Source organism: Streptomyces sp. NPDC006997 (assembly GCF_040635175.1).
GTDB lineage: Bacteria > Actinomycetota > Actinomycetes > Streptomycetales > Streptomycetaceae > Streptomyces.
In genome coordinates, this window is sequence record NZ_JBEYHH010000028.1 from 24,777 (window position 1) to 47,324 (window position 22,548).

Sequence of the window (22,548 nt, forward strand, 5' to 3'; positions counted from 1 at the left end):
GACGTCGAACCGACGCGGGAGCCGGACACGTTGAAGGGCAGGACGCTCGCCGCGCTCCTCCCCCTCGCCGCCCCCGGCTCCCTGCGCAGGTCCTTCGCGGGACCCCTTCAGGCGACGTAGCCGTGCCGCGCACGTGGTCGCCTCCCCCACGTGGCGGGCGGCGGGCGCCCGGTCAGCCGAACGCCGGTTGGCGGCGGGTCGCCCAGCCCGCCAGTGCGCGCAGCGGGGCGTGGCGGCCGCGGTCGGGCACGGTCCACAGGGTCTGGCCGCGTACGCCCCAGCGGCGCAGCAGCTGGTTGGCGGCGAGGAACCCGGAGGTCGCCGCGCGTTCCATCAGGGCCACCGGCAGGCCGGTGCGCACCAGGTCGCCCGCGACGACGAGGCCGGGGTGCGGGGTGTGCACGGTCGGCCGGGACAGGTAGCCGCCGACGGGGAACAGCGGGCAGTCCGCGCGCCACTCGTGGCGGGCGTCGACGACCGTGGCCGCCCGGGTCTCCGGCCAGATCCGGTGCAGCTGGCGCAGCAGGTCCCGCTCCGCCTCCTCCCGGCGGCGGGCCGGCGGTACGGCGTAGGCGTGCAGTTCGACGACGGAGCCGCCGGTGCGCCGCGCCCACCGGGCCGCCTCGTCCTCCCAGCGTTCCAGCACGCTGACGTTGTCCAGGCCGCCGTAGCCGCTGGTGCCGAGGAAGCCGGGCCGGTCGGGTGCGACGGGCCGGTCCAGCCAGAGCCGGGTGACGAGGAACGCGGGCGCGGTGCGCAGCCGGGCGACGCCCTCCCGCCAGGCGCGGTCGGCCAGGTGGCCGGAGCGGGCGACGAGGGTGCGCAGGCCCGCGGTGTCCAGGGCGAGCACGACGGCGTCGTAGCGGCGTTCGTCGTCGGCGGTGGCGACGGTGTGGCCGCCGTCCGGGGTGGGGGTGACGGCCTCGACGGCGGTGGCGGTGCGCAGGTCGGCGCGGTGTCCGCGGAGGTAGGCGGCGAGCGGCTCCCACAGGGCCCGGGGGAAGGGGGCGCGGGGGACGTCGAAGAGCAGGCCCTCGGAGGAGCCGAGGAAGTAGATGTGGAACATCAGCGCCATCTCCGCCGCCGACAGCTGCCGCGGGTCGGCGAAGAAGCTGCGGGAGAACACCTCGAACGCGAGGTGGCGGGCCCGCTCCGGGAAGCCGACGGCGTCCAGGAAGTCGTGGGCGCTGGTGTCGTCGAGGTGGTCGTACACCTCGGGAACCCGCACGTCGAGCAGCGGCAGGGCGGCGAGCGGGTCGAGGCCGGGCAGGTCGCGCGCGCCGAAGGAGGGGCTGAGGGCGGCGAAGCCGAGCGCGCTGAGCGGCGGGGTGCGCGGCACCCGGCGGAAGCTGTCGCGCGGGCCGTCGGCGTGGCGCAGGGGGTAGTCGGGCAGTCCGGTGAGGCGGTCCAGGCCGGGGTCGGTACGGCGCAGCAGTCCGCGCAGGTTGTAGTACTGGCGGAAGAAGGCGTGGAAGCCGCGGCTCATCGTCACCTCGGTGCCGTCCGCGAGGACGGTCGGCCAGCCCGCGACCCGCCCGCCGAGCTGCGGTTCGCGCTCGTACAGCGTCACGGCGACGCCGCGTTCGGCGAGCGCGGTCGCCGCGGCGAGCCCGGCGATGCCGCCGCCGACGACGGCGACGGCGGGCGGCGGGTCGGCGGCGACGCGCGGGGCGCCGGGCGGGGGGAGCAGGACGCGGGCCCGCCGGTCTCGGCCCCGGCGGGCGGGGTGCGGGAGCCGGTTCACTCGGCGGCCTCCGGCCGGGCGCGGCGGGCGACGAAGGTGTGGGTGATGCCGGTCTCCCAGCCGGGGAGCGGAAGCGTGCGGACGTGCTCGAAGCCCGCGGCGCGCAGCCGGTCGGCGAAGGCGTCGGCGGTGTCGAAGTCGACGACGCTGCGCCACAGGTAGCGGTAGAGCTGTCCGTCGCCGAGGACGGTGGCGACGGGCTGGACCAGTCCCCGGCAGACCGCCGTCCACACGGCGCGGTCGGCGCGACGCCCGCTGAGGGTGTACTCGTGCACGCCGAGTCTGCCGTCCGGGGCGAGCAGGTCGCGCACGGCGGCGAGGACGGCGTCGGGATCGCTGACGTTGCGGAAGAGGTAGGCGGCGAAGACCGCGTCGAACGGCCCGTTCACGCTGGCGTCGGCGAGCCCCTCCGCCGGGGCGTGCACGAAGTCGACGCCGTCCGGCCAGGGTTTGGCCGCCGCCCGCTCCAACATGCCCGCGGAGGCGTCCACGGCGGTGATCCGGGCGCCGGGCAGCACCTCGGCGAGCGCGGCGGTCGAGGCGCCGGTACCGCAGCCGAGGTCGAGGACGCGCAGTCCCTCGCCGTACCGGGGCAGTCCGAGTCGGCGCACGGAGCGGCGCAGGTGGGCGTGGTAGCCGGGGCTGGCGGCGGTGAGCAGGTCGTAGCCGCGGGCGGCGTGGTCGAAGGCGGCGGCGAGGTGCTCGTCGCGCAGCAGCGTCATGGAGTCTCCGGAAAGTGGGCGGGTCAGGGGCCGTCGAAGGGGCGGCGGGGCAGGCGGGGGACCTGCGCCGCCGCGCGGAGCATCGGGCCGACGGGGGTGCGCAGGCCGATGGCGAGGTCCTGCGGCAGGGAGGTGCGGCCGTCCAGGAAGAGCAGCAGCCGTCGGAGCGGGACCCGGGTGAACAGGCGGGTGAACAGGGCGGGGCCGTCGACCAGTCCGCTGTCCAGGGCGCGCAGCAGGACCGCGTCCATCGCGCGGGAGCGGGCGGAGTGGGCCGGTGGGGGCAGCGGGTGGCGGCCCCGGCGCAGGGCGTCCGCCACGGCGCGGGTCTGGCGTTGCAGTCCGGCGAAGGTGTAGCCGGTCGAGGGGCGGGTGGCGCCGCCCGCGGCGCCGATGCGGAACACGGACGCGCCGACCTGCCGCGGCAGCGGCGCGTCCGTCATCGGGATGACACCGGTCTCGGTGGCGAGCACCTCCCACTCGCCGAGGCGCAGCACGTCCTCGGCGTAGTGCCGTACGGCCTTGGCGTAGGCGTCGGGGGTGAGGGGCCGCGCGGAGAACTCGGTGTACTCCACCAGCGCCTCGTGGCGTCCCCGGGGCAGGACGTACCCGAAGGACAGGCCGTGGACGGGCTGTGGGGTGCGGAAGTCCATCAGGTCGGCGGTGCCGGGGCTGAAGACGGGGCGGGCGGTGCGGACGAACCAGCCGTGGAAGTGCTGCAACAGGGTGGTGCGGGCGGCCGGGAGGCTGCCCAGGGGGCGGGAGTCGAACACCCAGCGGGCGCGCAGGGCGTGCGGGTGTCCGGCGGGGTCGCGCCAGTGGACGCGGGCGCCCCGCGGCAGGTCCTCGACGGTGTCGACGGTGCCCTGGACGCGGCGGACGCCGGTGCCGCGTGCCAGGTCGTGGGCGACGAGGTACTCGAAGTCGTCGGACCTGATCATCTTGTAGCGCAGGGGCGCGGTGCCACCGACGACCGGCGGGCCCGTGGCGGGGCGCACCCGCAGGCGGTCCCAGTCGGCCGTGACCGCGGCGTCGAAGCGGCCCCGGCCGCGTTCCCAGAAGCACCAGGTCCGCGGCGGTGGGCGCAGCGGGCCGGGCGGGGCCTCCAGCAGCACCACCGACAGGCGCCGGGTCGCGACGGCGGCCGGTTCGGCGAGCCGGTGGGCGAGGGACAGCCCGGCGGCTCCCGCGCCCACGATGGCGACGTCCGCGTCCATCACGGCAGGTGTCTCCCTCCTGGCTCCCGGGCCTCTCTGGTGAGCATTCCTGGCCGGGTCCCCCTTCGGATGCGGCTCATCCGTACGGGCGACGCGCGCCCGGCGCCGCGACGCAGGGGTCCGGCCATGGAAGGAAAGGGACGGCGCGGAAGTCCGCCGCGGGTCGCATCCGCGCGCGGCCCAACCGCCGAAAGGCGTGACGGACCCAGCCGTCCGCGAGCTTGACGAGAGGATGCCGGATGCGCCCCACCCGCCCGAAGGCCGACCACGCGGCACAGGTGCCGCCCGTCCCGTGCCCGGCGGCGCCGCCGGGTTCCCCCGCACGGGCGCGGCCGAATGCCCCAACCCACCGGCCCGGTGCCGGGGAGGTACGGCGGTGACGCGGGCGGTGCCGGGACGTACGGACCACGTCGTGGTGGTGGGTGCCGGGCTCGCCGGGCTGTCGGCGGCGCTGCACCTGCTGGGCGCGGGGCGCCGGGTGACCGTCGTCGAGCGGGAGGCGTTGCCCGGGGGCCGCGCCGGGCGGCTCGACCTCGGCGGCTACCGCGTCGACACCGGGCCGACGGTGCTGACCATGCCGGACCTCGCCGAGGAGGCGTTCGCCGCGGTCGGCGACAGCCTGCGGGCGCGGGTGGAGCTGATCGGGCTGCACCCGGCCTACCGGGCCCGCTTCGCCGACGGCAGCGCGCTGGACGTGCACACCGGCGCCGACGCGATGGCGGCGGAGGTGGAGCGGTTCGCCGGGGCCGGGGAGGCCGCCGGGTACCGGCGGCTGCGGAGCTGGCTGGAGCGGCTGTACCGGGTGCAGATGCGCCGTTTCATCGACGCCAACTTCGACTCGCCGTTCGACATCGTCGGCGCCGACCTGGCCCGGCTGGCGGCGCTCGGCGGGTTCGGGCGGCTGGACGCGCGGATCGGGCGGTTCCTGCGGGACGAGCGGCTGCGGCGGGTGTTCTCCTTCCAGGCGCTGTACGCGGGGGTGCCGCCCGAGCGGGCGCTGGCGGCGTACGCGGTCATCGCCTACATGGACACCGTCGCCGGGGTGTACTTCCCGCGCGGCGGGATGCACGCGCTGCCGCGGGCGATGGCGGACGCCGCCGCCGACGCGGGGGCCGAGCTGCGGTTCGGGGAGCGGGTGACGCGGCTGGAGCGGTCCGGCGCGCGGATCACGGCCGTCGTCACCGACCGGGACCGGGTGCCGTGCGACGCCGTGGTGCTCACCCCGGACCTGCCGGTCGCCTACCAGTTGCTGGGCGGGGCGCCACGCCGTCCGCTGGCGCTGCGCCACGCGCCGTCCGCGGTGGTGCTGCACCTCGGCACGGACCGCACCTGGCCGCACCTCGCGCACCACACGCTGTCGTTCGGGGCGGCCTGGCGCGGCACGTTCCGTGAACTGACCCACGCCGGGCGGCTGATGAGCGACCCGTCGCTGCTGATCACCCGGCCCACCGCGACCGACCCGGGCCTCGCTCCCCCGGGCCGCCATCTGCACTACGTCCTCGCGCCGTGCCCCAACACCGACCTCGGGCCCGGCGCCGCCGACTGGTCCGCGCTCGGCCCGCGCTACCGGGACGAGCTGCTCGGGCACCTGGAGCGGCGCGGCCTCGACGGCGTCGGCGCGGCCATCGAGGCGGAGTGCCTGGTCACCCCGGCCGACTGGCACGCCCAGGGACACGCCGCCGGTACGCCCTTCTCGGCGGCCCACACCTTCGCCCAGACGGGACCGTTCCGGCCCCGCAACCTGGTGCGCGGCACCGAGAACGCCGTCCTCGCCGGGTGCGGTACGACGCCCGGGGTGGGGGTGCCGACGGTGCTGGTGTCGGGGAAGCTGGCCGCCGCCCGTGTCACCGGCGTCCCCCGGGCGCGCCGGACCGCGCGGGCCCTCGCCCGGGGAGCCGCCGCATGACCGCACGGGAACTCGACGCGGCGGGCATCACGGACCCGGCGCTGCGCGCGGACTACCGGTACTGCCGCGCCCTCAACGCCCGGCACGGCCGGACGTACTTCCTCGCCACCCGCCTCCTGCCGGTCGCCCGCAGACCCGCCGTACACGCCCTCTACGGCTTCGCCCGCTGGGCGGACGACATCGTCGACTCCCTCGACCCCGGCTTCACGGCCAGCGAGCGCGTGGCCGCGCTGTCCGCGCTGCACGCGCGGCTGGAACGAGGACTGCGCGGGGAGGGCCCCACGGCGCCCGGACGCGAGGGCCACGGGGAGAACCCGGTGGCGCGGGAACCGCGCGCGGGCCGCGAGGAGGGCCGCACGGCGCGGGAGCCGCGCGCAGGGCACAGGGAAGGCCCGGCGCCGCACGGTCCGCGCGCGGGCCACGGGGAGGGCCCGGTCGTGCGGGCGCTCTCCGACACCGCCCGTCGGTACGGCATCGAGCACGCGCACTTCGCCGACTTCATGGCGTCGATGCGGGCGGACCTGGTGGTGACGGACTACCCGTCCTACGAGGACCTGCGCGGCTACGTGCACGGCTCCGCGGCGGTGATCGGTCTGCAGATGCTGCCGGTGCTGGGCACGGTGGTGCCGCGGGAGGAGGCCGCCCCGCACGCCGCCGCCCTCGGCGTCGCCTTCCAGCTGAGCAACTTCCTGCGGGACGTGGGCGAGGACCTCGACCGGGGCCGCGTCTACCTGCCCGGCGACCTGCTCGCCGCGCACGGGGTGGACCGGCCGCTGCTGCGCTGGAGCCGCGACACCGGCCGCGCGGATGCCCGTATCACCGCCGCGCTGCGGGAGTTCGAGGCGCTGACCCGCCGCGTCTACCGGGAGGCGGCGCCGGGTCTGGCGATGCTCGACCCGGTGGCACGCCCCTGTATCCGCGCCGCGTACGTGCTGTACGGCGGCATCCTGGACGCCGTGGCGAGCGCCGGTTACCCGGTGCTGCACCGCCGGGTCGTGGTGGCGCGGCGGCGCCGGGCGGTGGTCGCCGCGGACGGCGCCGTCCGGGTGGCGGCCGAACGGCTGCGTGCCCGGCGCCGCCCGGCGCCCGCCCCACCGGAGGCCCCGCTGCCCCAGTGCCACGAGGAGGTCGCGTGAACCCCGGCCCGCCGGGCGGGCGCCGCTTCCCGCTCTCCCTGCGGCGCCGCCCCGTCCCCTGGGAGCGGCAGCGCCCCACCTGGCGGGAGGCGCGGCCCGCCGTGATCGCCGAGGCGGTGAAGCGGGCGCGGGCCCGGCCCTCGGGCAACTGGTACGTCGTCGGCGCCGCACGCGACCTCGGCGCCGGGCGACCGCTCGCGCGGACCGTCGCGGGCCGTGAGGTGGTCGTCTGGCGCCGCGCCGACGGGCGGCTGGCGGCGGGGCCGGGCAGTTGCCCGCATCTGGGGGCGCCGCTGCGGGACAGTCCCGTGCGCTGCGGCACGCTGGTGTGCCACTGGCACGGACTCGCCCTGGACGGGGAGCCGTTCGCGGGCTGGGAGCCGTATCCGGCGTACGACGACGGTGTCCTGGTGTGGGTCCGGCTCGACGAGGTCGGCGGCGAACCCCCGCTCGACGCGCCGGTGGTGCCGCCGCGCCCGGCGCTCGCGGGGTCGCTGTCCGCGGTGTACGTCGGTGCGGGCGGGTGCGAGCCGGAGGACGTGGTCGCCAACCGTCTCGACCCCTGGCACGGGGCCTGGTTCCACCCCTACTCCTTCGTCGACCTCACGGTGGCCGAGGATGCGGACGCGGGTGGCGACGGGTTCACCGTGGAGGTGTCGTTCCGGGTCGCGGGTCGGCTGGTGGTGCCGGTGCGGGCCGTGTTCACCGCTCCCGAGCCCCGTACGGTCGTGATGCGGATCGTGGCGGGCGAGGGGCGGGGCTCCGTCGTCGAGACCCACGCGACGCCGCTCGGCGAGGACGAGCGGGGCCGTCCGCGCACGGCGGTCATCGAGGCCGTGGTGGCCGCCTCCGACCGGCCCGGGTTCACGGTCGCCCGCCGGGCGGCACCGCTGCTGCGGCCCCTGGTGCGGGCGGCGGCGGGCCGCCTGTGGCGGGACGACCTGGCGTACGCGGAGCGGCGCTGGCAGCTGCGCTCCACGGGCCGCTTCCCGGGGTGAGAACAGTCGGCGACCAGGTGAGGCGGGCACCCGGAACGGTCGACCCGACGGCGGGCACGCGCGGCAGGGGGCCGGGTCGTCCGGCCCCCTGGCCCCGCGCAGGCGGGTCACTTGGCGCTGGCGGCCTCCATCGTCTGCTGGAACCGGACCATGCACGGGGCGCAGTGCCGGTCGGTCGAGTTGGCTGCGTCTCCCGGTGATGCGCTGACCCGTGCTCCGCACAGGGTCTTGGCGTCGTGGGGCGGCACCAGGTGCCACACCAGTTCGCCGTCCGCGGTTCCCGGACCTATGTGCATTTCGTACACGGCACTCCCCTGTCCGCCGATCGGTCCTGTCTCTGCCAGGGGACCCCAGACCCGGCCGCGGTTCGCGCCGGGCGGACCGTTCGGGGGACATCACCGCACGGACGGACCAGCCCCCGTTGCGGGGACGGGCCCGTCGCGGCATACGCGCGCGTGCGGTCAGGGCCGGGGCGGCTGCACCGCGATGTCGAGGTAGAAGGCGTCGATGCTGCGCACCGCCGCCTCGAACTCCTCCAGGTTGACCGGCTTGGTGACATACGCGTTGGCGTGGTGCCGGTAGGCGCCGGAGACGTCGTCGGGGGCCGCGGAGGTGGTCAGCACGACCACGGGGATGGTGCGCAGCTCGGCGTCCTCCTTGACGACGGCCAGGAACTCGCGCCCGTTCATCCGGGGCATGTTGAGGTCGAGCACGATCAGATCGGGGCGCGGCTTGGCCGGGTCCCGCAAGTACTCCAGGGCCTCCATCCCGTCGGATACCTGGGCGAGGTTGCGCGCGCCCCGGCCCAGCAGGGCGTCCTGGATCAGCAGGGCGTCGGCGACGTCGTCCTCCACCAGCAGGACGTCGTAGGGGCGGGCGGTGGCGGGGGGAACGGTCATGGTCGTGTACTCCGGGGGGAGAGTCGGGGAGCGGGGCCGGGCGTGGCTCGGGTCAGGCCGGGCCAGCGGCGGCGGGCGCCCTGGCGCGTCATGCTGGCCGCCCGGCCGATCTCGGGGTACCCGGCGCCCGCCACTGCGGCGGCGCGGGCGGCGCCCTGCTCCAGGTCGTGTACGGCCCGCTCCACTTGCATGAGCACCCGCAGGCGGGCCAGTGCGTGCCAACGCGCGTCCGACGCGCCGTCCACGCCCGGGGGGCGGGCGAGGTCGTGGACGAGCCGGTGGGCCAGTTCGTCCACCGCGGCGGCGACGCGGTCGGTCATCTCCCCGTCAGTCATCCGCTGAGCGTCGCAGGAAGGAGTAGGGGACGTGCATGTCCCCCACCCTAGGGGGCACGGTCATCCCTGACAACAGCCGTTGTCAGGACATCGATTACGGTAGGCCAGCCGCACCCTCCGGTACGGCAGCCGAAGCCCAAGGAGTACACAGACCGTGACGAAGGAGCGTCCGGCCGGCCCACGCCCGGGGCGGTCACACTGGACGACCCGACGCTGGCTGCGGACGGGGGTCGCCGTGACCCTCACCGTACTGGCCGTGCTCGGATCACTGGGCGTGTGGGCCATCGCCCGCACCTCCCAGGTGACGGACAACCTGGTCCGCCACCATTCCCCCGCCCTCGACCAGGCCGTCCGGCTGGAGTCGGCACTGGTCAACCAGGAGACCGGCATCCGGGGTTACGGCCTGACCGGTGAGCGCTCCTTCCTCCGGCCGTATACGGAGGGGGTCGCCGACGAGCGGGCCGCGACCGGACGGCTGCGGGAGCTGCTGGGCGGCGACCGCCGCGGGCTCGCGGACCTCGCCGCCGTCGAGCGGCTCGCCCAGCGCTGGCAGGAAGGTTTCGCCCGGCCGATCGCCGCCGTCGGACCGGAGGAGGCGGTCACGGTCACGCCGGACCGCGCCGACGAGGCCAAGCGCGTCTTCGACGCCGTGCGCCGGGCGACGGCCGAGCAGCAGCGGCACCTCAGCAAGCAGAACGACGCGGCCCTCGCCGACCTGCGCAGCACCAGGGAGCTGCGCAACGCGAGCTTCGCGGTGATCGGGTCCGTCATCCTGCTGGTCGCCGCGCTCGTCTCAGAGGGGCTGCGGCGCGGGGTGACCAGCCCGCTCACCGAGCTGGGCAGGTCCGCACGGGAGGTCGCCAGCGGGCGCTTCGGCCAGCCCATCGACGGCACCGGCCCCGCCGACCTGCGCCAGCTCGCCGCGGACGTCGAGGCGATGCGCCGCCGCCTGCTGGCGGAGCTGGAGTACAGCGAGGAGGCCCGGCGGCTGCTGGACGAGCAGGCCGCGGAACTGAAGCGCAGCAACACCGAGCTGGAGCAGTTCGCCTACGTGGCCTCGCACGACCTCCAGGAGCCGCTGCGCAAGGTGTCCAGCTTCACCCAGCTCCTCCAGCGGCGCTACGGCGGACAGCTCGACGACCGGGCGGACCAGTACATCGGCTTCGCCGTCGACGGCGCCAACCGGATGCAGGTCCTCATCAACGACCTGCTGGCCTTCTCCCGCGTCGGCCGGGTCCACAACGACCACACGGAGGTCGACCTGGCGGAGGTGCTGGAGCGCACGCTGGACACCCTGAGCGTGTCCATCGAGGAGAGCGGCGCCGAGATCACCCACGACCCGCTGCCCACCGTCCTCGGCGACCCGACCCAGCTCGGCATCCTCTGGCAGAACCTGCTGTCGAACTCGGTGAAGTTCCGCGCCCCGGACCGCACGCCCCGCATCAGGGTGAGCGTGACCCGCGCCGGGGACGACTGGGAGTTCGCCGTCGCCGACAACGGCATCGGCATCGAGCCGGACTTCCAGGACAAGGTGTTCGTCCTGTTCCAGCGGCTGCACACCCGCGAGGCCTACCCGGGCACCGGAATCGGCCTGGCGATGTGCAAGAAGGTCGTCGAGTTCCACGGCGGCACCATCGCCGTCGACGCCGAGCACTCCCCCGGCACCCGGATCGTGTTCACCCTCCCGGCCACCGACGCCCGCGAGGAGGAGCGGTCATGAGAGAACCGGCCATCGACTACGAGACGCCGTTCCGCATCCTGCTCGTGGAGGACGACGACGGCGACGCCCTGCTGGTCGAGGAACTCCTCGTCGACACGGACCTGCGTCACTCCCTGGTCCGCTGCCGTACCGCCGCCGAGGCGCGCCGGGCGCTGGCCGTGGCGCCCTACGACTGCGTCCTGCTCGACCTGCACCTGCCCGACGCCTCCGGGCTGGGCACGGTCGCCGCCGTCCAGGACGCCGACACCGAAACCGACACCGCGATCATCGTGCTGACCGGGCTCGTGGAGTCCCGGGCCGGGGTGGACGCGCTGGCCGCCGGTGCTCAGGACTACCTCGTCAAGGGCAAGGTCGAGCCGGAGCTGCTGCAGCGCGCCGTCCGCTACGCCGTGCAGCGCAAGCGGGCCGAACGCGCCAGCGCCGCCCTCCAGGTGGGCCGGGTGCGCGCCGCGGAGAACGCCCGCCTCGAACGCGGGCTGCTGCCGGAGCCGATCCTGTCGTCCGGGTCGGTCACCGCGACCAGCCGCTACTTCCCCGGGCGCGCGCAGGCGCTGCTCGGCGGGGACTTCCTCGACGTGGTGCAGACCCCGGACGGCATCGTGCACGCCGTCATCGGCGACGTCAGCGGGCACGGGCCGGACGCGGCGGCGCTCGGCGTCTGTCTGCGGATCGCCTGGCGGACGCTGACCCTCGGCGGGCACCGTGGCCACGAGCTGCTCCACCTGCTGGAGCGGATACACATCGCCGAGCGCACGGGCAGCGACCTGTTCACGACCTGCACCGTGATGGCGCTCGACCCGGCGTCCGCCACCGTGACCCTGTACCTGGTCGGACACCACGAGCCGGTGCTGCTGACCTCGGACGGCGCCCACCCCGTGTCCGCCGCGCACGGCGTGGCGCTCGGGATAGTCCCCGGGCTCGGCAAGTGGCCCGCCACCACCCTGTCCCTGCCCCCCACCGGCGCGCTGATCGCCTACACGGACGGACTGATCGAGGGGTACGGCGCCGAGCCGGGCGCCGACGGCCGGGACGGGGGCGGCCGGGGCGAGGACGCCCGCCTGGGGGTCGACGGGCTGTTGCGGGTCCTGGAGAAGACCCGCGTGCCCGATCCGGGCCGCCACCTCAACGCCGTGCTCGACACCGTCCGCGCGAAGAACGCCGAGCGGCACACCGACGACCTCGCGGTACTGCGCCTGGACTGGACCGGGGTGCCGGAGACCGGCCGGGACCCGTCCGCGTGAGCCGGCGGCGCTCGTCCTCCGGAGCGGTACGCGAGCGGAAACGGGGTAACGGAGTTTGCATACGCGCTTCACGAGCACTGCCCCTGCGATGCAAAAAGGTGCGGTTTATGGTCATCCCGCTTGGACCACAGGCGGCCGAGGAACACGAGCCGGACGGATCCGCCGCCCTGGGCTACCGAGCCACCTGGAGCCCGGGTGCGGGACGCGCCGCCGACGCGCGGCGGGCCGTTCGCGCCTTGCTCGGCCGGGCGTCCGCCGTCTCCGGAGTCCCGGTCAACCCCCTCGCGGAGCTGGACGCCCAGCTGGTCGCCAACGAACTCCTCGTCAACGCCCTCCGGCACACGTCCGGCGACTGCGGTCTGCGGCTGCGACTGTCGGAGGACGGCACCGAGCTGACGATCGCCGTCTGGGACACCTCGCGCGAGCCGCCCCGGACCCAGCCGCCCGACCCGGCGCGCGTCGGCGGTCACGGCCTGCGTCTGGTGGAGATGTGCAGCCGGGAGCTGGAGGTCGTGCCGTTCGAGGGCGGCAAGCAGGTGGTCGCCCGGCTCGACCTCACCGCCGGGGACCGCGCCACCCGGCGCTGACCGTTCCCCGGGCCGTCCCCTCGCCCGGCGCTGACCGTGCCCGGGCCAGCCCGACGCCCGGCACCGACCACCCCCAGGCCAGCCCCTCGCCCCGCGCTGGCCGTGCCCGGGGCCGACCGGTCGGACGGGCCGGGTGGTACCGCCGTCCGCGCCGCGTCGGGCACCGGATACCGTCGTGCTCCGCGCGGCCGTGCCGTGCGCCCCCGCCCTGGTCCGGTCGACCCCCTGGAGCACGTACATGGCCTTCGACGTCCACGCCGTCCGCGCCGCGATACCCGGCCTCACCCCGGACTCCGCCCGCTTCGACGCCCCGGGCGGCACCCAGATGCCGCTGCCGGTCATCGACGCCATCGCGGACACCCTGCGCGCCCCGCTGGCCAACCGGGGTCCGCACAGTCCGGGCGAGCGCAACGCGGAGGCGGTGGTCGCCGGGGCGCGGGCCGCGCTGGCGGACTTCCTGGCGGGCGACCCGCGCGGCGTCGTCTTCGGCCGCAGCGCCACCCAGCTCACCTACGACCTGGCGCGCGCCCTGGCCAGGACCTGGGGCCCGGGGGACGAGGTGGTCGTCACCCGGCTCGACCACGACGCGAACATCCGGCCCTGGATCCAGGCGGCCGAGGCGGTCGGCGCCAGCGTCCGGTGGGCGGACTTCGACCCGGTCAGCGGTGAGCTGACCGCCGACCACGTCGCCGCGGCGCTGTCGCCTCGCACCCGGCTGGTCGCGGTGACCGCCGCGTCCAACCTGATCGGCACCCGGCCCGACCTGCCCAAGATCGCCGAGCTGGTGCGCGGCGTGGACGCCCTGCTGCACGTCGACGCGGTGCACCACGCGGCGCACACGGCGGTGGACCTGGCGGCGCTGGGCGCGGACACGCTGGTGTGCTCGCCGTACAAGTTCCTCGGTCCGCACCTCGGTGTGCTGGCCGCCCGCCCGGAGTTCCTGGAGACGCTGCGGCCGGACAAGCTGCTGCCGTCCAGCGACCAGGTCCCCGAGCGGTTCGAACTGGGCACCCTCCCCTACGAGCTGCTGGCGGGCGCGCACGCCGCGGTCGACTTCCTCGCCGGGCTCGACGACGCGGCGACGGGCAGCCGCCGGGCGCGTCTGGAGGCGTCCTTCGCGGCGCTGGCCGGGCACGAGCGGGCGCTGCGGGACCGGCTGGAGGCGGGGCTCGCGGCCCTGCCCGCGGTGACGGTGCGCTCCCGGGCCGCCCGGCGCACCTCGACGCTGCTGGTCACCGTGGCCGGGCAGAGCGCGGCCGAGGTCGCGCGGCGGCTGGCCGAGCGCGGGGTGCACGCCCCGGCGGGCTCCTTCTACGCGCTGGAGGCCTCCCGCCACCTGGGCCTCGGCGCCGAGGGCGGGCTGCGGATCGGGCCCGCCCCGTACACCAGCGAGGAGGAGTGCGACCGGCTGCTGGCCGCGCTCGCCGACGTCGTGCGCTGAGCGGCCCGGCCCCGCCCGGGTGAGTGGCCCTCCGCCGGAGGGGACGACGGAGGGACACGGCGGGGATCCGGCGGTCCGCACCGCAGCCGCGCGTCTCGGGGCTCGCCCGGCGAGGTCGCGGTACCGCCCCCCGGAACCACTTCGGGTCGGGGGGCGGTACCGGATGCGGCCTCCGGGCGAGCCCCTACGACTCTTCCACGAGTGGATCGTGGCCCCAGTTCATCAGCGAGTGCCGCCACCGGGAGTCCCGGACGTCCCCGGAGGGCCGTTGGGCGAGGTGGCGGCGGACGTAGCCGACGACCTTGCGCATGTGGTCGTAGTCGTCGTCGGACAGGTCGGACTTCCTGGCACGGAGGATGGCGAGGATGCGGCGGCCGGAGGCGTGGCCGGTCGACTCACCGCCGTCCTGGTGCTGTCCGGCGGCCTGGGACTCGTCGGTGTCGAGCCACTTCTCCAGGTCGGACGGCCTCATGTTGACCAGTTCGCGGAAGTCGTCCCAGGTGCCCTGGTGGTCGTCGTCGGTCATGGCGCGTCACTTCTTCCGCAGCGCGGAAGGCTTGTGGACCGCGGACTTGCCGGACTTCTCGCTGCGCACCTCGTACTGCGGGTCGTCGGGCGAGGCGTCGACGGTGCGGCCGGCGGCCTCCGTGCGGCCGGTGATCTTCTTCTCGACCGTGCCGCCGGTCTCGGTGCCGTGGGTGCTCCAGGCGACCTTGTCGCCCTTGCGGAGTTCCTTCTTCTGCTTGCGCTGCTTGGTCATGGCGGCCTCCGTGGGCTTCAGTCGTCGTCGGGGGGTTTCGTGGGCAGGTCGGGCAGGTGGGGGATCTCGGGGAGGTCCGTGCCGGGGGGCGGCCAGCGGGCCTGCGGTTCGCTGGCCGTGAGGTGTTCCAGGACCTCGACCAGTTCCTGGCAGGCGTGCTCCACGGAGCGCCGGGTGTTGCGCTGTTCGGCGATCACGGCGGACAGCAGCAGCGCGATGAGGGCCATGCTGCCGTTGAACGCCTGGAGCTTGCTCATGACCTCCACATGGGTGAGCCCCTGGAAGGGGCCGACCTCGTCGGTGGCCGCGACGGTGGCCATCACGGAGGTGAACAGGGCGCACAACATGCTGCCCGCGACCTGGAAGCTCAGAGCGGCCCAGATCAGCAGCGGGCAGACCAGGAACAGCAGGCTGACCGAGCTGCGGGTGGCCAGCGGGACGATCACGAGGGTGGCGACGAGCAGCGCGACGGCCTCCGGCCAGCGGCGCAGCCGGGGACGCGGGCGGGTCAGGGCCTTGGCCGCGACGAGGAGCAGCGGGGTGACGACCAGCACCCCCATGGCGTCCCCGACCCACCAGGCGAACCAGACGGCGCCGAACGCGGTGGCCTCCAGCTGGTCGGTGAGGACGAGGGCGCTGACCCCGGTGGTGGCGCTGATCAGGGTGCCGACCAGGGCGCCCAGGACCACCAGCGCGATGCCGTCGCGTAACCGTTCCAGTTCGGGGCGGAACCCCACCCGGCGCAGCAGCAGGTACGAGAAGACGGGCGCGGCGGTGCTGCCCGCCACCGTGATCAGGGCGGCGGGGTGGATGTCCAGGCCGGCGAGGGACAGGATGACGAGGAACGCGCCGAGGGCGATGCCGGGCCAGCAGCGCGGACCGAGGACCAGCAGCGCGGCCAGGGCGACGCCGGTGGCGGGCCAGATGGGGGTGAACACGGCGCTTTCCACGGCGAGCTGCCGCAGCAGGCCGAGCCGTCCCGCCGCGTAGTAGCACGCGGCGACGGCCAGTGCCTGGAGGCCGGGCGTGAGCGCCCGGCGTGGAACCCGGGTTGCCACCACAGCAGCCATCAGACACCGGTCCCGGCGGTCCGGCGAGGCGAGCGGCCCGCCGGTGACGCCCAATGGCTGACCGGCGGGGCACGCCGACGGGCTCAGGCGCCGTTCGCCGGTCGGTCGTGGCGGACGACGAGTACGGCGGCGTCGTCCTCGTGGCCGACGCGTTCGGCGCCTTTGATCACCGCGGCGGCGAGGGCCTCGGCGTCCAGACCGGCGACCGCGGCGATGCCCGCGAGGCGGACGGTCTGGTGGAGCCCCTCCTCGACGTCGAGGGCGGGGCCCTCCACTACGCCGTCCGTGACCAGGACGAAGACCCCGCCGAGGGCGAGGCGGTGCCGGAAGACCGGGTACCTCATGCCCTCCTGCAGGCCGAGCGGGGGCCCGCCCTCGTCGTCGGTGATCCCGGACCTGCCGTCCGCGGTGGCCCACACGCAGGGGATGTGACCGGCGCGGGCGCTCTCCAGCAGGCCGGTGGCCGGGTCCAGGCGCATGAAGGTGCAGGTGGCGAAGAGGTCGGTGCCGAGGGTCATCAGCAGGTCGTTGGTGACGGCGAGCAGGTCGCCTGGGTCGCTGGTGACGGAGGCCAGGGCCCGCAGCCCGACCCGCACCTGCCCCATGAACGCGGCGGCCTCGATGTTGTGCCCCTGGACGTCGCCTATGGACAGGCCGATACGGCCGTCGGGGAGCCGGAAGGCGTCGTACCAGTCGCCGCCGACGTTGAGGCCGTAGCAGGCGGGCAGGTAGCGGGCGGCCAGGCGCAGGCCCGGGGCGGAGGGCAGGTCGGCCGGGAGCATCTCGCGCTGCAGGGCGATCGCCAGTTCGACCTGGGAGCGCTGGAGTTCCGCGCGCTCGCGCGCCAGGGACGTGAGCGAGCCCAGCCGGGCGAGCAGTTCGTCGCCGTCGTGGGGCGGGCGCCTGCGGAACATCCATCACTCCGACGGAAGACAGCCCCCGTAGGGTCCCCTTATGGGATGAATAGGGCGTTTTGTACTTTACAGGGCTACGGCAGTCCGGTCCCAGCGCCAGCAGAGGCTGACAGGGACCACGGGCGCGGTCGGGGCGGGCAGTACCCAGCGCCGGGCGGGGATGCGGCGCGGCAGCCGCAGCGGCCGATGCCGGACGGTGCGCGACATGCCCATGGCGAATCCTGGGCAGTACAGGTGAACCGAGCTGGATGCGCGGTGAACGACAGTTGGCGACTGCCCGTTCGGCGGGACGTGGGGGGGGCGAGGCCGGTGACGGACGCGAGGGAATCGGCACGGAAGATCGACCGGGCGGGGGGCGGCCGTCCCGGCTGCCCGGTGCGTCAGAAGGCCGACGGGGGCTGGGAGGTGCACGGCTACGAGGCCGCCCGGGCCGTGCTGCGCGGCACCGGCACCGTGCAGGCGGGGCTCGGCATCGAGACCGTGGAGAAGCTCCCGCCGCGCGTCCGGCGCCCGGTGCTCTACCAGGACGGGCCCGGACACCGGGAGCAACGGCGGCAGACCGCGCGCTTCTTCACCCCGCGCCGGGTGGACGAGCACTACCGCGACGTCATGGAGCGCGTCGTCGAGGAGCAGCTCGCGGCCCTACGGGAGTCCGGTGCGGCCCATCTGCCCGACCTGAGCTTCCACGTGGCGATCGAGGTGGCGTGCCATGTCGTCGGGCTGCGCTACAGCCGTCCGGGGATCCGGGCGCGGCTGGAGGCGTTCTTCCCGGAGGAGTTCGGGACGCCGGGGCTGACCAGTGTGCGGGGTCTGTACTGGCTGGCGCGGCAGAACACCAACTGGCTGCGCGTCTACCTCGCCGACGTCCGGCCCGCGATCCGCGCGCACCGGCGCCGGGCGCACGACGACCTGATCGGGCACCTGCTGGCGGAGGGCTGCTCGCACGCCGAGATCCTGGGCGAGTGCCTCACCTTCGCGGCGGCGGGCATGATCACCACCCGTGAGTTCATCTGCGTGGCGGCGTGGCACCTGTTCACGGACGCGGAACTGCTGGGGCGGTACCGGGCGGCCGGGGAGCCGGAGCGGCTGGAGCTGCTCCGGGAGATCCTGCGGCTGGAGCCGGTCGTCGCCCGGCTGCGCCGCCGTACGACGGCCCCGCTGACGCTGCGCACGCCGTCGGGGCCGCGGCTGGTGGAATCCGGTGAGCTGATCGAGTTGTTCGTCGACGACGCCAACACCGACCCGGAGGCCGTGGGCGAGCGGCCGTACCGCGTCCGCCCGGGGCGCGCGCCGAAGCTCGGCCCGTCGGCGGCGGGGCTGTCCTTCGGAGACGGGGCGCACCGCTGCCCCGGGGCCGAGGTCGCGATCCTGGAGGCGGACGTGTTCCTGAGCCGTCTGTTCGCGCTGGACGGCATCCGGATGACCGGTGAACCGCGGGTCTCCTTCAAACCGGACATCGGGGGCTACGAGCTGAGGGGGCTGACCGTCGCGGTCGGCGGGGCGTGAGCGCCGGCCGGGCGCGGCCGGGGCCACGCTCGGGCCGGAGCCCGCTACTCCTCGCGTTCGTACTCCGCCTGCGCGTCCCGTTCGCTGAGGTCGCGCTGGGCGGCCTCGTAGACGTTGCGGACGAACTGGCGGGCCTGCGCGCGGTCCATGGACCCCCCGCCGCTCATCAGCCGGTCCGCCCACTTGTCCACGGAACGGTCCTCCGCCGGACGGTCCATGGAACGCTCCATGTCGCGGTTGTCGTCCCTGGCCATGGCACCTCCGTGGGGGCGTGGGTGGCGCGGGCGCGCACAGGGTGCGGCCCCGCTTTCCATCGTCCGCCCCCGCGGCGGGCGCGCAACCCGGCGGGTGCCGGGTCGCGCCGCGAGGGCCCGTGCCGGGTCAGACGAGCGGTGCCGGGTACGTCGGGTACTCCACCCCGGAGACGTGCTGGACGACGCGGATGACCTGGCAGGAGTAGCCGAACTCGTTGTCGTACCAGAGGTAGAGGATGGCGTTGTCGCCCTCGACCTTGGTGGCGCCCGCGTCGACGATCGAGGCGTGCCGGGAGCCGATGAAGTCGCTGGAGACCGCGTCGGGGGCGGTGATGAAGTCGATCTGGCGCTTCAGCGGGGAGGTCAGCGAGACCTCGCGGAGGTGGTCGAGGACCTCCTCGCGGGTGGTCTCGCGGGCCAGCTGGAGGTTGAGGATCGCGATCGAGACGTCCGGGACGGGGACGCGGATCGAGCTGCCGGTGATCGTCGCCTTGAGGTCGGGCAGCGCCTTGGCGACGGCGGAGGCGGCGCCGGTCTCGGTGATGACCATGTTGAGCGGCGCCGAACGGCCGCGGCGGTCGGCCTTGTGGTAGTTGTCCAGCAGGTTCTGGTCGTTGGTGAACGAGTGGACGGTCTCCACGTGGCCGCGGACCACGCCGTACTCGTCGTCCATCGCCTTCAGCGGCGGCACGATGGCGTTGGTGGTGCAGGACGCGCAGGACAGGATCCGCTCGTCCGGCTTGAGGGTGTCGTGGTTGACACCGTGCACGACGTTGGGGACGTCGCCCTTGCCCGGGGCGGTCAGGACGACCTTGTCGACGCCGGGGCGCAGGTGCTGCGAGAGTCCCTGGCGGTCGCGCCACTTGCCGGTGTTGTCGATGAGGATGGCGTTCCTGATGCCGTACGCCGTGTAGTCGACCTCGCCGGGGTCGTCGGCGTAGATCACCTTGATCTCGTTGCCGTTGGCGACGATCGTGCTGGTGTCCTCGTCGACGGTGATGGTGCCCTGGAACTGGCCGTGGATGGAGTCGCGGCGCAGCAGCGAGGCCCGCTTGACGATGTCCTGTTCCCCACCGCCGCGCACCACGATCGCGCGCAGCCGGAGCCCGTTGCCGGAGCCGGACTTCTCGATCAGCAGCCGGGCGACGAGGCGGCCGATGCGGCCGAAGCCGTAGAGGACCACGTCCCGTCCCTCACCGCGCTCGATCTTGTTGGCACCGGTGGCTCCGGCGACCGCGGCGGCGGTGAACTCCTCGACGGTGAGCCCGCGGTCGTCGCCGCGGTAGGTGGCGGCGAGCATCCCGAGGTCGATCTGGGACGGGCCGAGGTCGAGCGTGGTGAGGGCCTTCAGGAACGGCATGGTGTCGGTGACCGTGAGTTCCGCACCGGCGATCTGCCGGGCGAACCGGTGGGTCTTGAGGATGCTGACCACTGACTTGTTCACCAGGGAGCGGCTGTGCAGCAGGACCGTGACGTCCCGCTCCCGGTGCAGCTTCCCGATGATCGGGATCATCGACTCCGCGATCTCCTCGCGGTTCTTCCAGTTGGTGAACGAGTCCTCGTTGACAGTCACGTGTTTCTCTTTCGAGCTAGGTGGCGCTCATATGCTAACCCTCCGGTGTGGTGCTCTCGCACGGGGCTCGGGTCCGGGGTTCCCGCAGGTCAGCGGGTGACGACGTGCCGCTTGTCGGGGACGCAGTGGGTCATGGTCAGCCCGCTCACGTCGCGGGGCGGGTTCTTGCCGAGGTGGGCGAGGCGCTCGCGGTCCTCGTCGGTGAGGTCCTGGCCCGGCAGCGGCTCCAGACCGGCGACGTCCTCGGGGCCGATGCCGAGCCCTTCGCCGACGCGCAGTCCGAGGTCGTTCTCGACCAGCAGGAAGTGCCAGACCATGCGCTCCCGCACCGGCCGGTCGCACTGCGCGAGCAGGGTGACGAAGTTGTGCACCAGGTCGTCGCGCTCCCACTGCTCCATCAGCAGGTAGCGCTGCCCGGCCTGCTGGTAGTCGTTGGCGCGCGGGATGCGCTTGCGGGTGACCCGGCCGCGGATCTCCGGCCCCTGCTCGTCATGGGTGGGGTACCGCGCCTCACGCAGCCCGCCGAGGACGGACGGTTCGTAGTGGCGGTAGTCGGCGGGGATGCCGCGCGGGCTGAACAGGTTGACGAGCATGTGCAGGGACTCCGGCGTCTGCGACATGAAGTCGAAGATCCGGCGCGGCTGCTGCTCGAAGGTGACCGGGTCGGGCTTGAGGGCGTGGATGACGTCGGGGAACTTGATGGCGTCCCGGATGAAGAAGACGCCCAGGTTGTTGCCGACCAGGTCCCAGTTGCCGTCCTCGGTGTAGAACTTCACCGCGAAGCCGCGCGGGTCCCGGGCGGCCTCGGAGGAGTCCCGGCCGCCGATGACGGTGGAGAAGCGCACGGCGACGTCGGTGCGCTTGCCGCGCTCCTGGAACAGCCTGGCGCGGGTGTACCGGCCGATCGGCTCCTCGCCCCAGGCGCCGTACGCCTCGAAGTAGCCGTAGGCCGTCACGCCTCGCGCGTGCACCACCCGCTCGGGGATCCGCTCCCGGTCGAAGTGGCTGATCTTCTCCAGGAACTGGTAGTTCTCCAGGGTCGCGGGGCCGCGGGCGCCCACGGTCCGCTGGTTCTGGTTGTCGTAGACGGGGTGGCCCTGCCGGTTGGTGAGGACCTCGCGCTCGTCGCCCGGCGCGGGGCCCTGACTGGAAACGTCCGTCATCGGGGGGCTCCTGGTTCGTGAGGGGTGAGCCCATCGTGACCCGCGCGGCCGCGGTCCGCGCTCACACCGCGTCCCGCGGGGTGAGCCGCGCGGCTCCGCGGGTACCCGCCGCCCTGTGCGAGGCCCATCAGCAAGGAGGCTGTGATGACCACGGTGAAGGAAACGGTCGAGGTCGGAGTCCCGGTCCGTACCGCCTACGACCAGTGGACCCAGTTCGAGGAGTTCCCCCGCTTCATGGAGGGCGTCGAGGAGGTACGGCAGCTCGACGAGCGCCACAACCACTGGACCACGAAGATCGGTGGGGTGCGGCGGGAGTTCGACACCGAGATCGTCGACCAGCTGCCGGACGAGCGGATCACCTGGCGGACCACCTCCGGTGACACCCGGCAGAAGGGCACGGTGCGCTTCGAGCGTGTGGACGACACGCACACGCGCGTCGAGCTGGTGATGGACGTGGAGCCCGGTGGCGCCGTCGACAAGGTCGGGGCCATGACGGGCACCATCGACCGGCGCGTCAAGGGCGACATGCGGCGCTTCAAGGAGTTCATGGAGGAGCGCGGCGGCGAGTCCGGCGCCTGGCGCGGCCGGATCAAGCCGGGCCCGGTCTGAGACCCGCCGGTCCGCTCCCCGCGCGGCGCCCACGCACGAGGTGCGGGGCGCCGCGAGGCGTGTACGCGCTCACGCCTCCGTACGGCGCAGGCGCCACACGTGGTCGTCGCGGTGGCCTCCGACGCCGTCCGGGGAGGTGCTCGGCCTGCGGACCGTCTCCCGGGTGACGACGGTCCAGTGGGTCCCGGGCAGGGCCAGTTCCGCGAGGAGGCCGTCCAGGGTGGGGAACTCCGCCGGGAACGGCGGCTCGGTCTGCCAGGAGGGCCAGGCGGCGTGCATCACGATCAGCAGGGTGCCGCCGTCGGCGACGGCGGAGGCCGCGCGGTGGAGGATCGTCCGCTGGTCCAGTGGTACCGGCGACTGGAGGTAGTGGGCGCTGACCAGGTCGAAGCGGCCCTCGGGGAAGGTCTCCCCCAGGGTGTGCCGCTCCCAGCGGACGCGGTCGGCGACGCCCGCCTCCGCCGCGTGCCCGGCGGCCCGTTCCAGTGCCGTGGCGGAGATGTCCACGCCGGTGACGCGCCAGCCACGCGACGCCAGCCAGACGGCGTCGCCGCCCTCGCCGCAGCCCAGGTCGAGGGCCGTACCGGGGTGGAGTCCGGCCGCCTCCCGGACGAGCAGTTCGTTGGGCCGGCCGCTCCAGACCCGCCCGGCGTCGCGGTAACGGGCCTCCCAGAAGGCGGCGGGCTCGGTGAGATGGGCGTCGGACACGGCGGCTCCTCGTGACGCGGCTTTCGCGGGTGGTCTGCGCCCAGC

Annotated in this window: 23 protein-coding genes; 9 read left to right on the forward strand and 14 right to left on the reverse strand. The window is 74.6% G+C overall.

The features are described 5' to 3' along the window. Positions 1–172 precede the first annotated feature (172 nt). From ABZ659_RS25590 to ABZ659_RS25600, 3 genes are read right to left on the reverse strand one after another with little or no spacing between them, the layout of a single operon-like run. On the reverse strand, positions 173–1,744 hold the full coding sequence (locus tag ABZ659_RS25590) for an FAD-dependent oxidoreductase (protein ID WP_360224268.1): 1,572 nt from the start codon (positions 1,742–1,744) through the stop codon (positions 173–175). Continuing rightward, positions 1,741–2,466: a class I SAM-dependent methyltransferase gene (locus tag ABZ659_RS25595; RefSeq protein WP_360224270.1), complete on the reverse strand. Its 726-nt coding sequence runs from the start codon at positions 2,464–2,466 to the stop codon at positions 1,741–1,743. Before ABZ659_RS25595 ends, ABZ659_RS25590 begins: the two co-directional genes overlap by 4 nt. Before the next feature lie 23 nt (positions 2,467–2,489). After that, complete coding sequence (locus ABZ659_RS25600; protein ID WP_360224272.1) at positions 2,490–3,686, reverse strand: lycopene cyclase family protein; 1,197 nt, start codon at positions 3,684–3,686, stop codon at positions 2,490–2,492. A 373-nt stretch (positions 3,687–4,059) separates the two neighbouring features. Here ABZ659_RS25600 and ABZ659_RS25605 point away from each other — a divergent pair, with 373 nt between their 5' ends. Genes ABZ659_RS25605 through ABZ659_RS25615 form a run of 3 tightly spaced genes read left to right on the forward strand, consistent with a single transcriptional unit; the run spans position 4,060 to position 7,723 of the window. Then, positions 4,060–5,589, forward strand: coding sequence for a phytoene desaturase (locus ABZ659_RS25605; RefSeq protein ID WP_360224274.1), 1,530 nt, complete (start codon positions 4,060–4,062; stop codon positions 5,587–5,589). Then, entirely contained in the window at positions 5,586–6,725 is a 1,140-nt protein-coding gene (locus ABZ659_RS25610) for a phytoene/squalene synthase family protein (protein WP_360224276.1), read from the forward strand. Before ABZ659_RS25605 ends, ABZ659_RS25610 begins: the two co-directional genes overlap by 4 nt. After that, positions 6,722–7,723 carry a DUF5914 domain-containing protein gene (locus tag ABZ659_RS25615; protein ID WP_360224278.1) on the forward strand — a complete coding sequence of 334 codons (1,002 nt, stop codon included), beginning with the start codon at positions 6,722–6,724 and terminating at the stop codon, positions 7,721–7,723. The genes ABZ659_RS25610 and ABZ659_RS25615 overlap by 4 nt, the downstream gene beginning before the upstream one ends. 107 nt (positions 7,724–7,830) lie before the next feature. Here the strand turns inward: ABZ659_RS25615 and ABZ659_RS25620 are convergent, their stop codons facing one another. The 3 genes from ABZ659_RS25620 to ABZ659_RS25630 form a co-directional block, all read right to left on the reverse strand. After that, the gene (locus ABZ659_RS25620; protein WP_360224413.1) at positions 7,831–8,019 is read right to left on the reverse strand and encodes a hypothetical protein; all 189 of its coding nucleotides are present in this window, start codon (positions 8,017–8,019) and stop codon (positions 7,831–7,833) included. Positions 8,020–8,184: 165 nt separating this feature from the next. Beyond that, a complete protein-coding gene (locus ABZ659_RS25625) occupies positions 8,185–8,622 on the reverse strand; it encodes a response regulator (protein WP_360224280.1) in 438 nt (145 codons plus the stop codon). Beyond that, positions 8,619–8,957 carry a hypothetical protein gene (locus ABZ659_RS25630; protein WP_360224282.1) on the reverse strand — a complete coding sequence of 113 codons (339 nt, stop codon included), beginning with the start codon at positions 8,955–8,957 and terminating at the stop codon, positions 8,619–8,621. Before ABZ659_RS25630 ends, ABZ659_RS25625 begins: the two co-directional genes overlap by 4 nt. A 235-nt stretch (positions 8,958–9,192) precedes the next feature. Between ABZ659_RS25630 and ABZ659_RS25635 the strand changes: the two genes are divergently transcribed. From ABZ659_RS25635 to ABZ659_RS25650, 4 genes are all read left to right on the forward strand, one after another. After that, positions 9,193–10,677: an ATP-binding protein gene (locus ABZ659_RS25635; protein ID WP_360224284.1), complete on the forward strand. Its 1,485-nt coding sequence runs from the start codon at positions 9,193–9,195 to the stop codon at positions 10,675–10,677. Continuing rightward, positions 10,674–11,918, forward strand: coding sequence for a SpoIIE family protein phosphatase (locus ABZ659_RS25640; protein ID WP_360224286.1), 1,245 nt, complete (start codon positions 10,674–10,676; stop codon positions 11,916–11,918). Before ABZ659_RS25635 ends, ABZ659_RS25640 begins: the two co-directional genes overlap by 4 nt. Positions 11,919–12,025: 107 nt before the next feature. After that, the gene (locus ABZ659_RS25645; protein ID WP_360224288.1) at positions 12,026–12,505 is read left to right on the forward strand and encodes an ATP-binding protein; all 480 of its coding nucleotides are present in this window, start codon (positions 12,026–12,028) and stop codon (positions 12,503–12,505) included. 238 nt (positions 12,506–12,743) lie between these two features. After that, the gene (locus ABZ659_RS25650) at positions 12,744–13,946 is read left to right on the forward strand and encodes a cysteine desulfurase-like protein (RefSeq protein WP_360224290.1); all 1,203 of its coding nucleotides are present in this window, start codon (positions 12,744–12,746) and stop codon (positions 13,944–13,946) included. Positions 13,947–14,130: 184 nt separating this feature from the next. On the opposite strand, the gene ABZ659_RS25655 is transcribed toward ABZ659_RS25650, so the two are convergent. The 4 genes from ABZ659_RS25655 to ABZ659_RS25670 all read right to left on the reverse strand — a co-directional run bounded on the left by ABZ659_RS25655 (position 14,131) and on the right by ABZ659_RS25670 (position 16,690). Then, on the reverse strand, positions 14,131–14,472 hold the full coding sequence (locus tag ABZ659_RS25655; protein ID WP_360224292.1) for a DUF3140 domain-containing protein: 342 nt from the start codon (positions 14,470–14,472) through the stop codon (positions 14,131–14,133). Between the two features lie 6 nt (positions 14,473–14,478). Next, positions 14,479–14,706, reverse strand: coding sequence for a DUF2945 domain-containing protein (locus tag ABZ659_RS25660; protein ID WP_360224294.1), 228 nt, complete (start codon positions 14,704–14,706; stop codon positions 14,479–14,481). 17 nt (positions 14,707–14,723) lie between these two features. Continuing rightward, entirely contained in the window at positions 14,724–15,776 is a 1,053-nt protein-coding gene (locus ABZ659_RS25665) for an MASE1 domain-containing protein (RefSeq protein ID WP_360224296.1), read from the reverse strand. 83 nt (positions 15,777–15,859) lie between these two features. Then, positions 15,860–16,690: a PP2C family protein-serine/threonine phosphatase gene (locus ABZ659_RS25670; protein WP_360224298.1), complete on the reverse strand. Its 831-nt coding sequence runs from the start codon at positions 16,688–16,690 to the stop codon at positions 15,860–15,862. A gap of 309 nt (positions 16,691–16,999) precedes the next feature. On the opposite strand from ABZ659_RS25670, the gene ABZ659_RS25675 reads away from it, so the two are divergent. Then, positions 17,000–18,196 (forward strand): cytochrome P450, encoded by a 1,197-nt coding sequence (locus ABZ659_RS25675; RefSeq protein ID WP_360224300.1) that lies wholly within the window; start codon positions 17,000–17,002, stop codon positions 18,194–18,196. A 44-nt stretch (positions 18,197–18,240) separates the two neighbouring features. Here the strand turns inward: ABZ659_RS25675 and ABZ659_RS25680 are convergent, their stop codons facing one another. The 3 genes from ABZ659_RS25680 to ABZ659_RS25690 form a co-directional block, all read right to left on the reverse strand. Further along, complete coding sequence (locus tag ABZ659_RS25680) at positions 18,241–18,450, reverse strand: hypothetical protein (RefSeq protein WP_360224302.1); 210 nt, start codon at positions 18,448–18,450, stop codon at positions 18,241–18,243. A 127-nt stretch (positions 18,451–18,577) separates the two neighbouring features. Next, entirely contained in the window at positions 18,578–20,023 is a 1,446-nt protein-coding gene (locus ABZ659_RS25685; protein ID WP_360224304.1) for a glyceraldehyde-3-phosphate dehydrogenase, read from the reverse strand. A gap of 89 nt (positions 20,024–20,112) precedes the next feature. Beyond that, entirely contained in the window at positions 20,113–21,186 is a 1,074-nt protein-coding gene (locus tag ABZ659_RS25690) for a catalase (RefSeq protein ID WP_360224306.1), read from the reverse strand. A gap of 144 nt (positions 21,187–21,330) precedes the next feature. On the opposite strand from ABZ659_RS25690, the gene ABZ659_RS25695 reads away from it, so the two are divergent. Then, positions 21,331–21,795, forward strand: a complete 465-nt coding sequence (locus ABZ659_RS25695; RefSeq protein WP_360224308.1) for an SRPBCC family protein — start codon at positions 21,331–21,333, stop codon at positions 21,793–21,795. A 69-nt stretch (positions 21,796–21,864) separates the two neighbouring features. Here the strand turns inward: ABZ659_RS25695 and ABZ659_RS25700 are convergent, their stop codons facing one another. Next, on the reverse strand, positions 21,865–22,503 hold the full coding sequence (locus ABZ659_RS25700) for a class I SAM-dependent methyltransferase (RefSeq protein WP_360224310.1): 639 nt from the start codon (positions 22,501–22,503) through the stop codon (positions 21,865–21,867). Positions 22,504–22,548: the final 45 nt, after the last annotated feature.